Origin of the sequence: Synechococcus sp. R65.1 (assembly GCF_047461755.1) — a bacterium.
Lineage (GTDB): Bacteria > Cyanobacteriota > Cyanobacteriia > Thermostichales > Thermostichaceae > Thermostichus.
In genome coordinates, this window is record NZ_JANSHU010000022.1 from 1 (window position 1) to 13,700 (window position 13,700).

Genomic DNA, 13,700 nt, shown 5'->3' on the forward strand with positions numbered 1-13,700 from the left:
TGCTTTCGCCCAGAAGCTAAAACTCTCCTGTAACGCCTTGAGCCACGCCTCTTTCTGGCAAGCAGCCTTGACAGAGTGGATTTCAGCTTGTTCTGGTAGCGGCGCTTGGATCGCAGCAGTCTACCGTTGGCAATGTAAGTCTGTTCCCCATCATGGGCAACGGCCAGGTGAACCTCGCCCAGATCCACACCAGCGACACCGCCCTCTTCCTTCTCTCCTTTGGGCGGCGCATCAACTATCTTGTAGCAAGCCCGCAACTCATACTGCTTGCCGTCCCAGCCAATTTCTACCCAGACAGGCGTATCCCAAACCCAAGGGATCACCAACGGCTCGTTGCCTTTTCCGTTGGACAACCGCAGCTTTCCGCCCTCAACTGTGATAGCTGAGGACTTCCACTGCACCTTAGTAGTAGTACCGACGGCGTCGAGGTGGACGAGCATTGGGATCCGTTTTGCGGCGTTCTCGCCACGACTTCAGAGAGGCCAAGAAGCTTTGCACTACCGCGTCTGCGCTATGGGCATGCAGCCGGTTTTCAGGATCACTGGGAAACCAACGCATGAGGGTGGCAGGCTTCAACCACAGCCCTTTCTTGCGGACGACCCGCCAAAAACTGACGAGTGTCTTGGAGTACAGCTTGCCTGCGGCTCTGCTCAAAAGTTGCAGTTGGTCTGAAACTCCCAGCTTGAGCTTGCGGACAAAGTACATGCAAAGTTGTCCTTCTGCTATCTAGAGCATCATACAAAAAGCCGCTCTCAACGGCAGGGCTTGAAACCCAGTTTTCTTGGTCAAATGCGCGTACGAATGCACTGGCGAATGCGGAGATTGGACTGGTCCAGGTTGGCAAACCCACTTAGAAGCGTGCCCCGACCGTCTAAAAGCAGCAGGGCGGCCTGGCGGCGAAAATCGATCCCGGGTAGCACTTCGGCGGCGATCTCCTGCAGCTTCTGGATGGCTGCCCCCTCGAAATCAACCGAGACATGGACAAACGGAGAAGCCAAGCGGGGATCTGTCGGCACGCTCTCGCGGATGGCCTGCAGAACCAGGTCTCGCACCAGCTGCAGCCCTCTGCCATCGATCAACACAACCTGGCGCAGCCGAGGGTTGTGCCCAAACTCCAGAGCCAAACTTGTGGAGAGGGCCTCTGCTTGGGAGCGGGTTTGGCGGTTGGTTAAGATCAGCGCCTGCAGGCCGTGGTAGCTGCCCAGGTCAAGGGGATCCCCGGAAATGCTTTCCAGCCTGAGGTCAAGGGATACGTTGGGGCTGCCGTTGCTGGGGCAGTTGCCAGCTTGAGCTGGAGCCAACGGGCCCAAGAAGAGGAGAGCAAAGGTAGCAACCCCACAAGCGACAAGTCTTTTTGGAAAAGCAAGCAGGCAGCCGCAGCCAAGCAAAACTCGTTTCATAGCAGCAAGTTCTGGGGTGGGCTGGCCAAATCTTAACCAATCTTCATCTTTGGCCCTGGCGCTCCTGGTTGGGCTTCCCACCCCCCTTGGGTTGCCAGCCTGGGCCCATAATGGAAAGCAGTCTCTCGGGGGCGGCAATAAATATGGCTTCTAGCTCCTTGTTGGATGGCCTCAATCCCTCCCAACGCCAAGCGGCGCAGCACTTTTGTGGCCCTTTGCTGGTGGTGGCGGGGGCAGGTTCCGGCAAGACACGCACCCTCACCCACCGCATTGCCTACCTCATCCGCCACTATCGGGTAAATCCAGAGGAGATTTTGGCCGTTACCTTCACCAACAAGGCCGCTCGCGAAATGAAGGAGCGCATCGAGCAGCTTTTTGCCGAGCAGGAGGCGCAGGAACAATTTGGGATCCCTTTGGCGCAACTGGAGCCTGCTCAGGCCACCCGGCTGAAATCCAGTGTTTACCACCGTTGGATTAAGCCCCTTTGGATCGGCACGTTTCACAGCCTATTTGCCCAGATTCTGCGCCTGGAGATTGAAAAATATCGGGATCTCAAGGGACGCAGGTGGACTCGCCACTTCTCAATCTTTGACGAGTCGAACGCCCAATCTTTGATTAAAGAAATTGTCATCAAGCAGCTTAACTTGGATGAGCGCCAGTTTGATCCCAAGTTGGTGCGCCATGCCATCAGCAGGGCCAAAAATCAGGGCTGGACCCCTGCGGATCTGGAACGCCACCAGCCCAATTTCCGCGGCCGCGTCCTAGCTCAGGTTTACGAGCTCTACGAAGATCAACTGGCGGCCAATAATGCCCTCGACTTCGACAACTTAATTTGGATCCCGGTGCAGCTTTTCCGCCAAAACGAGCAGGTTTTGGCCTACTGGCACCAGCGCTTTCGGCACATCTTGGTGGACGAATACCAAGATACCAACCGCACCCAGTACGAACTCATCCGGCTGCTAGTTACCAATGGGGAGAGCTGCCGCTCCAAGTGGGACTGGACCAATCGCTCCATCTTTGTGGTGGGTGATCCGGATCAAAGTATCTATCGCTTTCGCGGGGCAGATTTTACCATTTTGCTCGAGTTTCAAGAGACCTTTGGCGATGGCCTTCCAGACGACGACACCCACACCATGGTGAAGCTGGAGGAAAACTATCGCTCTACAGCTACTATTTTGAAGGCAGCCAACGTCTTGATCGAGAAAAACACGGAGCGCATCGATAAAATTCTCCGGCCAACTCGCCCTCCAGGCCATCCTATCGTTTGCTACCAGGCGGAGGACGAGATGGCAGAGGCTGAGTTTGTGGTCAACACCATTCGCAAGTTACACAGCCAAAATCCCAACTCTTCCTGGGGAGATTTTGCCATCCTCTACCGCACCAACGTCCAATCTCGCCCTTTTGAGGAGGTTTTGCTGCGGTGGGGGATCCCCTACACAGTGGTGGGCGGGCTGCGATTTTACGAGCGCAAGGAAATTAAAGATGTGCTGGCCTATTTGCGGGCCGTGCTCAACCCTGCCGACTCCTTTAGCCTGTTGCGCATTATCAATGTGCCGCGGCGGGGTATTGGCAAATCCACTTTGGACAAACTAACCGAAGCAGCAACTGCCCTCAATGTGCCTTTGTGGGCCATCCTCTGCGACGAGGCTGCTGTAACCAAGCTGGTGGGGCGCTCCGCCAAGCCGGTTATCCAGTTTGCCCAGTTCATCGACCATTGGCACAAACAAGTAGCGCAGGTTTCCGCTGCTACCCTTTTGCAAGAATTGCTGCGGGATTCTGGGTATCTAGCAGATCTCAAGGCCCAGGGCACGCCAGAGGCTGAGGAGAGAATTGCCAACGTGATGGAGCTCTACAACGCCGCTTGTCAATTTGAGGAAGAAGAGGAGGATCCCAGCCTCGAGGCTTTCTTGAGCGCTGTCTCTTTGGCTGCGGATTTGGACAATCTGGAGGAAGGGGCCGAGAAAGTTGCCTTGATGACGTTGCACGCTTCCAAAGGACTGGAGTTCCCCGTGGTCTTTTTGGTGGGGTTGGAACAGGGTCTGTTTCCCAATTTCCGCGCCCTGGAGGATCCGGCTGCTTTGGAAGAAGAACGGCGCCTTTGCTACGTAGGCATTACCCGCGCCCGCGAGCAATTGTTTCTCTGCTACGCCAGCAAAAGACGCCTCTACGGCAACTGCGAGCCTGCCATCCCCTCTCTATTTTTGAGTGAGCTGCCGCACAACCTGATCCAGTGGCAGAGAGGCGGCCTGCTGCAACCTCGCAGGGTAGCTCAACCCAGAGAGGCAGCTACTGGCTGGGAGGGATCCCAGCGCTGGGCGGTGGGAGATCGTTTGCAACACCCCAAATTTGGCCAGGGGCAAATTACTCACATCTTTGGCAGCGGCGACCAGGTTACCTTAGCTGTGAGGTTTCCCGCGGTGGGCCAAAAAATTTTGGATCCGCGCATCGCACCCATCCAAAAGCTCAGCTAGCGCTCTGGTCCAAAACGACTTTGGCAGCTTAACTGGCCAGAGCGTCTTTGCATCTGACCTGGGGGCATTGGCCGATGCAGGACTTGGGATCTGGCAAATAACTTCATAGACTAGAGCAAAGGGCTCATCGCCATGGTTTTGCTGCAACCAAAGCCGCCCCTGTGATCCCGGTTCGCCTGACCTTACGCAACTTTCTCTGCTACTCTCAGGCGGTTTTGGATCTGCGCGGGATCCACACCGCTTGCATTTGTGGTCCCAACGGGGCGGGCAAATCGGCTTTGCTTGATGCCCTTACCTGGGGCCTCTGGGGCCAGAGCCGGGCCAGCAACGACAGCGATCTCATCCGCAAAGGAGCTAGCGAAACCTGGGTGGAGGTGATCTACCGCTCGCGCGGACAGACCTACCGCGTCCTGCGCAGCCGCCACCTCTCGGGGGAGGGATCCCTGGAGTGGCAAATCCAGATTGGAGAAAGCGAGGGCCAAGCCCGTTGGCGCAGCCTTACCCGCCGGGGCCTGCGCGCCACTCAAGAGGCAATTGAAAGTCAGCTTGGCCTTGACTACGACACCTTCCTCCACTCCGCCTACCTGCGCCAGGGACAGGCCGATGCCTTTACCCTAAAGCGCCCCGGCGAGCGCAAGCAGGTCCTGGCGGACATGCTCAAGCTGGGCCAGTACGACTTGCTGGCCGAGCGCTGCCGCGAACAGGCCCGCAGCGCCAAGCTCAGAGCCGACCTGCTCCAAGAGCGCCTGCGCAAGCTGGAGCAACACCCCACCGACCTCGAGCAAATCCAAACGCAACTGGAGCAGCTTCAGCAACGGCAAACCCATCTGCAACAGCTCTTGGTGCAGCAGCAGCAGGAGTTGCAGGCTCTAGAGCGCGCCTACGAACATCGCCGCACCCTCCAGGAGCGGTACCAGCAGCTTGCCCACCATGTGCACAAGCTCAGCGCCAACCTGCACCACACCGAGCAGCAGTGGCGAGCGCAGCGGCAGCAGCTTTTGCAGTTGGAAGAGCTGGTTGCCAAAAGCGAAGAGATCCAGGCCGGCTACGAACGCTATCAAGCCCTGATGGCGCAGGATCGCCGTCTCCACCATCTCTTCCAGCAGCAACAACAGCTGGTGCAGGAACGCCAAAAGCTGCAGGCCCAACAGGCCGAGCAACAGCGGCAATACCTGCAGAGGATGCAACAGCTGCAACAGGAATTGGCTGCCTGCCAGGTCCAGGCTCAGGCCGATGCCCAACTCCTGGCCGAACAGGAGCGCATTGAAAACGCCCTGTACCACTACCGGCAGGCCTATGAGCGGCTGCAGAGCTTGAACGAGGCTCAGGCTCAAGCGGCCACCCTCCTAGAGCAACAACGGCACTGGCAGGAGGAGATCCGCCGCGAGCGGGAACGCCTGCAAGCCCGCCTCCAGTTCCTCAAGCAGCATCTGCAAAGCCAGGAGAGCCTGGCCCAACAGCAGCAGCAACTGGCCGAGAAAATTGCCGCCGGAGCAGCGGCCCTGGCCGAGCTGGAACGGCAGCGCCTCTACCAGCAGCAGGTGCTGGAAAAAATCCAAGAGCGCCGCCTCTTTGTGCAGAAGCTGCAGGAGCGGCAGCGGGTTCTCCAGCAGCAGTGGCAACAGGAGGAGGAGCACTGCCGCCTGCTAGAGGATCCCTGGGAAACTTTCCCCCTCCAGAAGGATCCGAATTGCCCAGGCGCTGACCCTCCTGAACCCGGAGAGCCCTACTCTGTCCCTGCTTTGGCGGGGGTGAAGGCCGTGGCAGACAAAGCCACCCCCGAAGCAGCCTTCTCGGAGCAGCCTGCTGCGCCCGCACCGCCCGCCCCAGGGCTGGCCACGCCAGGATCCCAGCTCAGGGTTTGCCCCCTCTGCGCTCGCCCCCTTAGCCCGCCTTTGAGGGCGGTGGTGCTGCAAAAACACCGCCAGCGCCAAGAGGAGATTGCCGGCGAGCTCTTTGTCATTCGCGAGCAACTGGCGGTGGCCGACCGGGAGATCGGGCTGTTGCAAGAAGAAGCTCAGCGTCTTGGCCAGGAATTGGCCACCTGGGACGAGCGACTGCACCTCCAGGGACGCCTGCAACAGCAGTGGGAGGCTGAGCAGGAGCGCCGTCGGCAGCTGGAGGCCTGGCGACAAGAAGCGGTAGAGCTGGAGCAGCTCCTCAGCCAAGAAGCCTACGCCCAAGAGGCACGGCAGCAGCTTGCCCAGATCCAGCAGTCCCTGCAGCAGCTGGGCTACGACGAGCGGGAGCACGCCCTGCAACGAGCAGAGCTGGAGCGCTGGCGCTGGGCCCTGGGCCGCTCCCAGGAACTGCGCAAAGCCCAAGAGCGCCGCCCTCGCCTGGCCGAGCAAATCGCCTCCCTGCAAGCGCAGCTGGAAGCCCTGCGGCAGACAGCCTCCTCTGCTGCTCTGGCGGAACGGCTGGCCCAGATCGAGCAGGCGCTGGACCACCTTGGCTACGACGGATCCCTGCACCAGCAAGTAAAAGCAGAGCTGGCCCAGGCGCAACTGTGGCCGGCCCGCCTGCAAGCCCTCCAGATGGCCTGCCAGGAGCTGCCAGAAGCAAGAGCCCGCAGCCAGGTCTTGGCCCAACGCCTACAGGAAAGCCGCCAGCAGCTTGCCCAGGCCACCCAAGAGCTGGAAGCACTACAGCGACAGCTGGCGGAGCAGCCCGAGGTCTCACCTACTCACCTGGAAGGGATCCGCCAAGCCCTGCAGGAGCACCGGCAAGAGCTAGATCAGGTGCTCTCTCAGCTTGGGGCGGCCCAACAGCGGTTGCAGCAAGCCCTTGAGCGACAAGCAGAGCAAGCCGAGCTGGAGCAGCAACTGCAGCAAGCCCGCCGCCAGCAGCAGGTGTACCAAGAGCTGGCCAACGCCTACGGCCGCAACGGCATTCCTGCCCTGATCATCGAAAATGTCCTGCCGGAGCTAGAAGCCCAGGCCAACCAGATCCTGGGCCGCCTCACCCAGCACCGCCTGCAACTCCGCTTTGTAACCCAGCGCTCGGGGCGACGTTCGGACAAGCTAATCGAAACCCTCGACATCCTCATCGCTGATCCCCGCGGCACCCGCCCCTACGAGACTTATTCCGGGGGAGAAGCCTTCCGCATCAACTTCGCCATTCGCCTAGCGTTGTCTCGCCTGCTCACCCAGCGCGCCGGCTCTGACCTGCAAACCTTGATCATCGACGAGGGGTTTGGATCCCAGGACGCCACCGGGCGGGCCCAGCTACTGGCGGCCATCAACGCCATTGCCTCCGAGTTTGCCTGCATCCTGGTCATTACCCACATCCCGAGCCTGCAAGATGCCTTTCCCTGCCGCATCGAGGTGCAGCCTTCTCCCCAAGGATCCCGCCTCTCCATTCGCAGCTAGTCGGCTGGCGGGGGCCGCCAGCCTGCCTCTGCAGCCAGGGGAAGCTAAGGCTCTCCTGCTTGGGCTTTTGCGCAGGGGTCGGCAGCCCCCCTGTCGCTTTCAATCCTCGTCAGGGGATCCAGAGTAGAGATCTTCCAGGCGGCTGCGGGCTTCCTCCAGGCTGGTTGTGCGAATAACCAACAAAGGCTCTTCCGTCAGGTTGCCATCCGCATCCAAGAGCTCCGGGTGGGGCGCCTGTCGGCGAGCGCGACGCGGTGAGGCCTTGGGCTCTTCTTTGCTTAGAGTTACTACGTTAACCACTAGGTTGCGCAGCGCCACGAAGGCAATGGCCACAAAAGCCATGAGGTAGAGGATCTGCAGCATCACGAGTCAGAGGAGTCAGAAGAGGGGTGAAGTTGGCGAAAGCGGCGGCCCAGCTCGGCGCACTCCATCAGCAGGCGATGCCATTTTGCCATCAGGGCCGGGTCAATGCCAACTTCATTATCCGATAACCGATAGAGAGCTTCCGCTGCTTGTAACTCCGCTTGGGCAGCCAAGACCCGCTCCAGGAGGGACTGCTGCACTTCTGGGCTGATGAAGTCCAGGGTTTCTTCTTGCAAAAAGCGACGGCAGCGCTCAAACCAGTAGTGGTAGTCTTCTAGCAGCGGCCCCAGAATCTGCCGCAACAGCTTGGCTTTGCTCATGTCTGGGATCTCTTTGGATGAGAAGAATCTTAGCCGAACTTAACGTTCTCCCGCCAGGGATCCCTGGCTGGCCTCTAGCTGGGCTTCCATCTCCAGCATGAGGGCTTCGATCTGAGGCAGCAATTCCTGGGCTTGCTCTTGCCAGTAGCCCCGCTGGTGGGCCTCCAGCAGCCGCTCGCTCATATCCCGCAGCGCCCAGGGGTTGTGGCTTCGCAAAAACTGCTGCACCTGGGGATCCAGCAGGTAGGCGCGGGCCACCCCGGCGTACATGAAGTCTGGCACGGCGTGGGTAGTGACATCGTAGGCAAAGAGATAGTCCAGTGTGGCGGCCATCTCAAAGGCGCCCTTGTAGCCGTGGCGCATCACGCCGGCAATCCACTTGGGGTTGACGACGCGGGCGCGATAGACGCGGTCGATCTCTTCAGCCAGAGTGCGGATCTTGGGGTTGTGGGGACGGGCGTGATCCCCGAAGTAGATCTGGGGGTTGCGGCCCTGGAGCGTTCGCACCGCTGCCACCATGCCCCCCTGAAACTGGTAGTAGTCGTCCGAGTCGAGGAGATCGTGCTCGCGGTTGTCTTGGTTGTGCAGGACAACTTGCAGACGGGCCAGTTGCCGCCGCAGCGCTTCGGGGGCTGGCTCTCCCTCCCCCTCGGCCCAGTAGGCGTAGCCGCTCCAGTTGAGGTAGGCGCGGGCCAGATCCGCTTCCGTTTCCCAGTTTTGCGCCTCGATCAGCCCCTGCAGACCGGCCCCGTAGGCCCCCGGCTTGGAGCCGAAGATGCGCAGCCGCGCTCGCTTGGCCGCTTCTGAGGGAGGGATCCCTTGCTCCTGCCAGTATTGGGTATCGGCTAGCACCTGGGCCCGCAGGGGGTTGTCGCTTTCCGGCTCCTCCAGAGCGGCCACAGCTTGCACGGCCCGGTCGAAGAGGGCAATCAGGTTGGGAAAGGCATCCCGAAAAAACCCAGAAATGCGCAGAGTTACATCCACGCGGGGACGCCCCAAAACCGCTACAGGCAGGATCTCGATATCCACCACCCGTCCCCCATCCCAGCGGGGCCTGACCCCCAAAAGCGCCAGCGCCTCGGCCCAGTCCTCGCCACCGGTTCTCAGGGTGGAAGTTCCCCACACGGATAGGCCCAGATGGCGGGGGTATTCCCCCTGCTCTTGCACGTAGCGCTCCACCAGCCGCTCGGCAGCCAGCGAGCCAACTTGCCAGGCTGTCGGGGTGGGGATGGCGCGGATGTCCACCGAGTAGAAGTTGCGCCCAGTGGGCAACACCTCCACCCGGCCCCGCGTGGGAGCGCCGGAAGGGCCGCTGGGCACATAGCCGCCATTGAGACCGCGTAGGAGATTTTCCAGCTCCTGGGGAGTTTGCTGCAGGCGAGGGAGCAAGTCCCTCTCTATCCACTGCAGCACCTGGCTGGCTGCCGGCCCCGGCGGCGGGTCGTAGGGGATCCCCTGTAGCCGTTGGGCAATCCAGCGGCGGGCTTGAGCTTCTAGGGCAGCTACCCCATCTCCGATGCGGCGGAAGTTCTTGCCCATGGAGCTAATTCCTCAAGTAAACGGCTGCCCCTAGGCCAACCAGCATTTCTTCGGGGGTAATTTTGCCATCTTGGTTGGTGTCGAGGGCATCGAAGACGCGATCTGCCCCCATCCACTCCTCGCGGGTGATGAAGCCATCCCCATCCAGATCGTAGAGGCGGAAGACATCCTGGGCGGCGTGGGTAATCGTCTCCTTGGCGCCCTCCAGCTTCTGCAGCCGCTCGGCGAGCAGTTTTTCCAGCACCTCCAGCGCCTTGGAGAAGCCCTGGATCCCTTCCTCCAGCTTTTCCGAGGCCATGCGGTTTTCCCGGTGCATCTGATCGAAGGTGGCTCGGTCCATCACCAGGCGGGGAATGTCCATTTTCTTGGCTTTTTCCGGATCCAGCTTGCGCTCCAGGTGGCCTTCGGTGTTTTGCAGCTCCGCTAGCAGAGGCGGCGAGATGGTGAGCAGGTCGCAGCCGGCCAGCTCGAGGATTTCCCCGATGTTGCGGAAGCTGGCGCCCATCACCTCTGTTGGGTAGTCGTATTTGCGCAGATAGTTGTAGATCTGGGTTACCGACTGCACGCCCGGGTCTTCGGCGGGCGGGTAGCTCTCCCGGCCGGTGTGTTTCTTGTACCAGTCGAGGATGCGGCCCACGAAAGGCGAGATGAGGGTTACCCCCGCCTCGGCACAGGCAATGGCCTGGTGCAGGCCAAACATCAGGGTAAGGTTGCAGTGGATCCCTTCTTTTTCCAGGATCTCGGCAGCCCGGATCCCTTCCCAGGTGGCGGCAATTTTAATCAACACCCGCTCGGGATCCGCCCCTGCTGCCTTGTAGAGCTCGATGAGATGGCGGGCCTTGGCAACCGTAGCTGCCGTGTCGTAGGAGAGGCGGGCATCTACCTCGGTGGAGACGCGGCCAGGAATAATGGACAAAATGCGCACGCCAAAGGCCACCGCCAGTTGGTCGACGGCGTGGGCCACCACGGTTTTGAGGTCGGCTTTGGATCCCAGGTCTTGGCGAGCCTTGAGCAAAGTTTCATCGACAATGCCCTGGTACTGGGGCATTTGGGCGGCCGCTGTGATTAAAGAGGGATTGGTGGTGGCATCCCGCGGCTTAAAGGTCTCGATGGCATTGATATCCCCCGTGTCGGCCACCACGACGGTGATCTCTCGCAACTGCTCCAGCAGGCTCCTGCTCATACTCCCCTCCTTGGGCCTCGCGCTCCGCGGCACTTTGGCAACCTAGTCCCAGTGTCACCTATCTCAGTAGGGGATCCCGCTAGCCGTGAGATTGTCTTAATTCTCTTCCGCTCCCCCTCACGGGTCTTGCCGAGAAGGCTAAAATTCCATTAAGGCTTTTTCCCCTTTCTGCCCCTTTTTTTTGCAGGTGTACGTCTTGCCTTGCTGTAAGGAGGGATCGTCGTGGCTACGGAGACCCTGGTTAAGCCTTCTGTAACCCCAAAGCACATGCCCATGTACCGGGTGTTGCTGCACAACGACGATGTCAACACCATGGAGTACGTGGTGCAGGTGTTGCTGAAGGTGATCCCATCCCTGCTGCCGCAGCAAGCCACCGAAATCATGCTGGAAGCCCACAACAACGGCGTTGCCGTGGTTATCGTGGTGCCGCGGGAACCTGCGGAGTTTTATTGTGAGCAGTTGCGCCAGCACGGCCTCACCAGCTCGATTGAGCCGGAACGCTAGTTAGGAGCAGCGTGGGTGGGCCTGCTGATTGCGAAACTCAAGGTTTTTCCCTTTCCGCTGCGCCTGTTGCTGTTTCTGGGAATCCCCCTCTTGGCCTGGCTGCCGTGGGTCGGGCTAGGGGGGGTTCTCTTTGGGCAAGACTACCTTTGGTTGCCGCTGTATGCCCTGCTGCTCCTTTGGCTGTGGCAGTGGGGATCCGGGTTTGCCGCCTATGGCTTGGACAGTAGTTGGACTTGTCGGGCTGGGATCCTCTGGGGCTTGGGGATCGGTGCCGGGGGGCTTTTCCTGCTGTTTGGCCTGGAGGGGGCCCTGGGCTGGCTGAGCTGGAAGCCAGTGGAAGGGGGATCCCTGCTCGGCTATGGCTTGCTCGGGCTGGGGGTGGGCCTGGCAGTGGCGCTGGTGGAAGAGCTGGTGTTCCGCGGCTGGCTAGTGCAGGAAATGGCGTTGGACTACGGCTGGACAAGGGCGCTATGGGGATCCAGCTTTCTCTTTGCTTTGGCCCATTTCTTGAAGCCGCCAGCGGAGGTTCTTGCCACCTGGCCCCAGTTTCCAGGGCTGTGGCTGATGGGCCTGCTGCTGGCTCAGGCAAAAGTGTGGAACCAAAACAAACTAGGCCTCAGCCTGGGGCTGCACGCCGGCTGGGTGTGGGGCGTTACCTGGGTCAACAACTTGGCCTGGATCGAATACACCGGGAGGGCGCCAGCGTGGCTCACCGGGATCGGCAACAACCCTCTGGCTGGGCTGATGGGCCTACTCTTTCTAGGCGGCACCTTCCTGGTTCTCAAGGGGTTGGCTGGCGGCAGAAGCTGAGCAACCTTCCTCTGCCCAAGGGCCGTTCTCATAGTAGGCGGCTACCCTCTCCTGGTCAGGCTGAGTCAGCCAGCTCACCCCCACCAGCACCGCCGTGCCGATGACCACCGCCGGGATCACCGGCAGCCAGCCCCCTGTCCAAGCCTTGGGCAACAGGCCCGAAAGCCACCCCAAGGTGAGGCCGCTGGAGACCAAAGCCCCGGCCACGGCTCCAGCGCGAGTTGCCCGCTTCCAGTACAGGCCGGCCATCAGGATGGGAAAGAGCATGGCATAGCCCTGAAAGCTCCAGGTGGCAATCTGGGCAATGAGCCCTGGCGGCCTGACGGCAATGGCAAAGGAAACTAGCCCAATCCCCAACACTACCCCGCGGCCCAACAGCTCCTCCTGGTGAGGGGAAAGCGGGCGCTTGAGAAAAGTAACCACCAGATCCCGCGTAACCAGGGAGCTGGCTGTAAGCAGTTGCGAGTCCGCCGTGGACATCAAAGCTGCTAGCGCTGCTGTAATCACCACCGCCGCCACGCCGCTGGGCAGGGTCTGCAACATCAGCGGCATGACCTGATCCGGCTGCTGCAGTTCAGGAAAAGCCAGCCGGCCCCAGACGCCAATGAGGGCTGCCGGGAAAAACACCAGCAGAATGAGGAGCGGCCAGACCACCATCAGGGTTTGGAAGGGACGGGCACTTTTGGCCATGTAGAAGCGCTGGAAAAATTGGGGAAAAAGGGGCGTGGCCATGAAAAACAGCAGTTGGTTGCCAAGCAGCGTCTGCCAGCTCCAGCGCCCCTGCGGGCCGGGCAAGCTCAGCCAGGGATCCAACTGGCTGCCAGCCTCCTGGCCCCACCTCAAAGCCACTGCCACAAGAGCCACCCCCATCCCCAAAACCAAGATGATCCCCTGCACCACGTCCGTCCAGACCACCGCCTGGGATCCGCCAAAGAGGACATAGGCCAAGATCACCAAGGCCACTACCACCGCCAGGGGCCAATAGGGGATCCCCTCCCCCAAGACTGCAGCCAGCGTGCGCGCCCCACCGATAATCTGGATGCTGATGTAGGGAGCGGTAAACGTCAGGGCGCTCAGGCAATAGAGGAGAGCCAGGAGAGGACTATTGAAGCGGTGGCCAAAAAACTCGGAAGGGGTAATAAAGCCGAAGTGGCGCGCTGCCAGCCACACCCGGTAGCCCACCCAAAAAAACAGCCCCGAGATCAGTGCGGTGGTGACCCCTACCCCTAGAAAGATCCCCAGGCCGTGGGTGTAGGCATCCGCCGGCACCCCAAGGAAAGTAAAGGCGCTCAGCAGCGTCGCCAGGGTGGTCAAGGTCAAGGCCAGGGATCCCAGCCCTCGCCCCGCCAGGAAATAGCTGACCGGATCCTGGCCGCTATGGCGGTAGCTCCACACCCCAATGGCCGCCAATAGCAGCAAGTACACGCCAACTACACTCAAACTCAAAACGGTTTCACTCATCTCCAGCTCTGGGCCAGCAAACGCGCACGATGTAGAGATTTAGGGGCACCAACAGCAGCATGGCAAGTCCTGCCACCCAATACCAGGCCGGGATCCCCCAAAGCTGCGGCTGGGCAGAGCGGGATCCGACCCAGGTCAACAGCCACAGCAGGGGGTAAGCCCCCCACACCCAAGCCTGGCGCACCTGTCCAAACCGCAGTGGCCTGGCTTCCTGAGGGCCACCCGCGGAATCTAACCCTGACATTTGTCCATCTCCTGATTTTTTGCCGATTATGTAA

Annotated in this window: 12 protein-coding genes and 1 pseudogene; 4 read left to right on the top strand and 9 right to left on the bottom strand. The window is 60.5% G+C overall.

Annotated features, from left to right (window positions below; genetic code table 11):
* From NW814_RS09190 to NW814_RS09200, 3 genes are all read right to left on the bottom strand, one after another.
* On the bottom strand, nucleotides 1–440 hold a 440-nt coding region (locus NW814_RS09190; protein ID WP_414406067.1), incomplete at its 3' end, for a transposase.
* On the bottom strand, nucleotides 403–705 hold the full coding sequence (locus NW814_RS09195; protein WP_414406068.1) for a hypothetical protein: 303 nt from the start codon (nucleotides 703–705) through the stop codon (nucleotides 403–405). The genes NW814_RS09195 and NW814_RS09190, both read right to left, overlap by 38 nt.
* A gap of 80 nt (nucleotides 706–785) precedes the next feature.
* Nucleotides 786–1,301 (bottom strand): hypothetical protein, encoded by a 516-nt coding sequence (locus NW814_RS09200; RefSeq protein WP_414406069.1) that lies wholly within the window; start codon nucleotides 1,299–1,301, stop codon nucleotides 786–788.
* Between the two features lie 242 nt (nucleotides 1,302–1,543).
* Here NW814_RS09200 and pcrA point away from each other — a divergent pair, with 242 nt between their 5' ends.
* Both pcrA and NW814_RS09210 read left to right on the top strand, forming a co-directional pair.
* Nucleotides 1,544–3,871, top strand: coding sequence for a DNA helicase PcrA (gene pcrA / locus NW814_RS09205; RefSeq protein ID WP_414406070.1), 2,328 nt, complete (start codon nucleotides 1,544–1,546; stop codon nucleotides 3,869–3,871).
* Nucleotides 3,872–4,032: 161 nt separating this feature from the next.
* Entirely contained in the window at nucleotides 4,033–7,242 is a 3,210-nt protein-coding gene (locus NW814_RS09210) for an AAA family ATPase (protein ID WP_414406071.1), read from the top strand.
* A 99-nt stretch (nucleotides 7,243–7,341) separates the two neighbouring features.
* Here NW814_RS09210 and NW814_RS09215 read toward each other — a convergent pair whose 3' ends face one another.
* From NW814_RS09215 to NW814_RS09230, 4 genes and pseudogenes are all read right to left on the bottom strand, one after another.
* Nucleotides 7,342–7,605 carry a DUF2973 domain-containing protein gene (locus tag NW814_RS09215; RefSeq protein ID WP_414406095.1) on the bottom strand — a complete coding sequence of 88 codons (264 nt, stop codon included), beginning with the start codon at nucleotides 7,603–7,605 and terminating at the stop codon, nucleotides 7,342–7,344.
* Nucleotides 7,605–7,925 carry a DUF2605 domain-containing protein gene (locus NW814_RS09220; RefSeq protein WP_414406072.1) on the bottom strand — a complete coding sequence of 107 codons (321 nt, stop codon included), beginning with the start codon at nucleotides 7,923–7,925 and terminating at the stop codon, nucleotides 7,605–7,607. Before NW814_RS09220 ends, NW814_RS09215 begins: the two co-directional genes overlap by 1 nt.
* A 39-nt stretch (nucleotides 7,926–7,964) precedes the next feature.
* Nucleotides 7,965–9,449: pseudogene (locus tag NW814_RS09225) on the bottom strand (cobaltochelatase subunit CobN); the annotation flags it as partial.
* Between the two features lie 19 nt (nucleotides 9,450–9,468).
* Entirely contained in the window at nucleotides 9,469–10,647 is a 1,179-nt protein-coding gene (locus NW814_RS09230) for a transaldolase (RefSeq protein WP_414396418.1), read from the bottom strand.
* A gap of 222 nt (nucleotides 10,648–10,869) precedes the next feature.
* On the opposite strand from NW814_RS09230, the gene clpS reads away from it, so the two are divergent.
* Together clpS and NW814_RS09240 are read left to right on the top strand one after the other, a co-directional pair.
* Complete coding sequence (gene clpS / locus NW814_RS09235) at nucleotides 10,870–11,151, top strand: ATP-dependent Clp protease adapter ClpS (RefSeq protein ID WP_414396415.1); 282 nt, start codon at nucleotides 10,870–10,872, stop codon at nucleotides 11,149–11,151.
* Nucleotides 11,152–11,166: 15 nt separating this feature from the next.
* Nucleotides 11,167–11,961 carry a lysostaphin resistance A-like protein gene (locus tag NW814_RS09240; RefSeq protein WP_414406073.1) on the top strand — a complete coding sequence of 265 codons (795 nt, stop codon included), beginning with the start codon at nucleotides 11,167–11,169 and terminating at the stop codon, nucleotides 11,959–11,961.
* On the opposite strand, the gene NW814_RS09245 is transcribed toward NW814_RS09240, so the two are convergent.
* Both NW814_RS09245 and NW814_RS09250 read right to left on the bottom strand, forming a co-directional pair.
* Entirely contained in the window at nucleotides 11,911–13,422 is a 1,512-nt protein-coding gene (locus NW814_RS09245) for a sodium:solute symporter family protein (RefSeq protein ID WP_414406074.1), read from the bottom strand. The two genes, NW814_RS09240 and NW814_RS09245, sit on opposite strands and share 51 nt — an antisense overlap.
* On the bottom strand, nucleotides 13,415–13,666 hold the full coding sequence (locus tag NW814_RS09250; RefSeq protein WP_414406075.1) for a hypothetical protein: 252 nt from the start codon (nucleotides 13,664–13,666) through the stop codon (nucleotides 13,415–13,417). Before NW814_RS09250 ends, NW814_RS09245 begins: the two co-directional genes overlap by 8 nt.
* Between the last annotated feature and the right edge of the window lie 34 nt (nucleotides 13,667–13,700).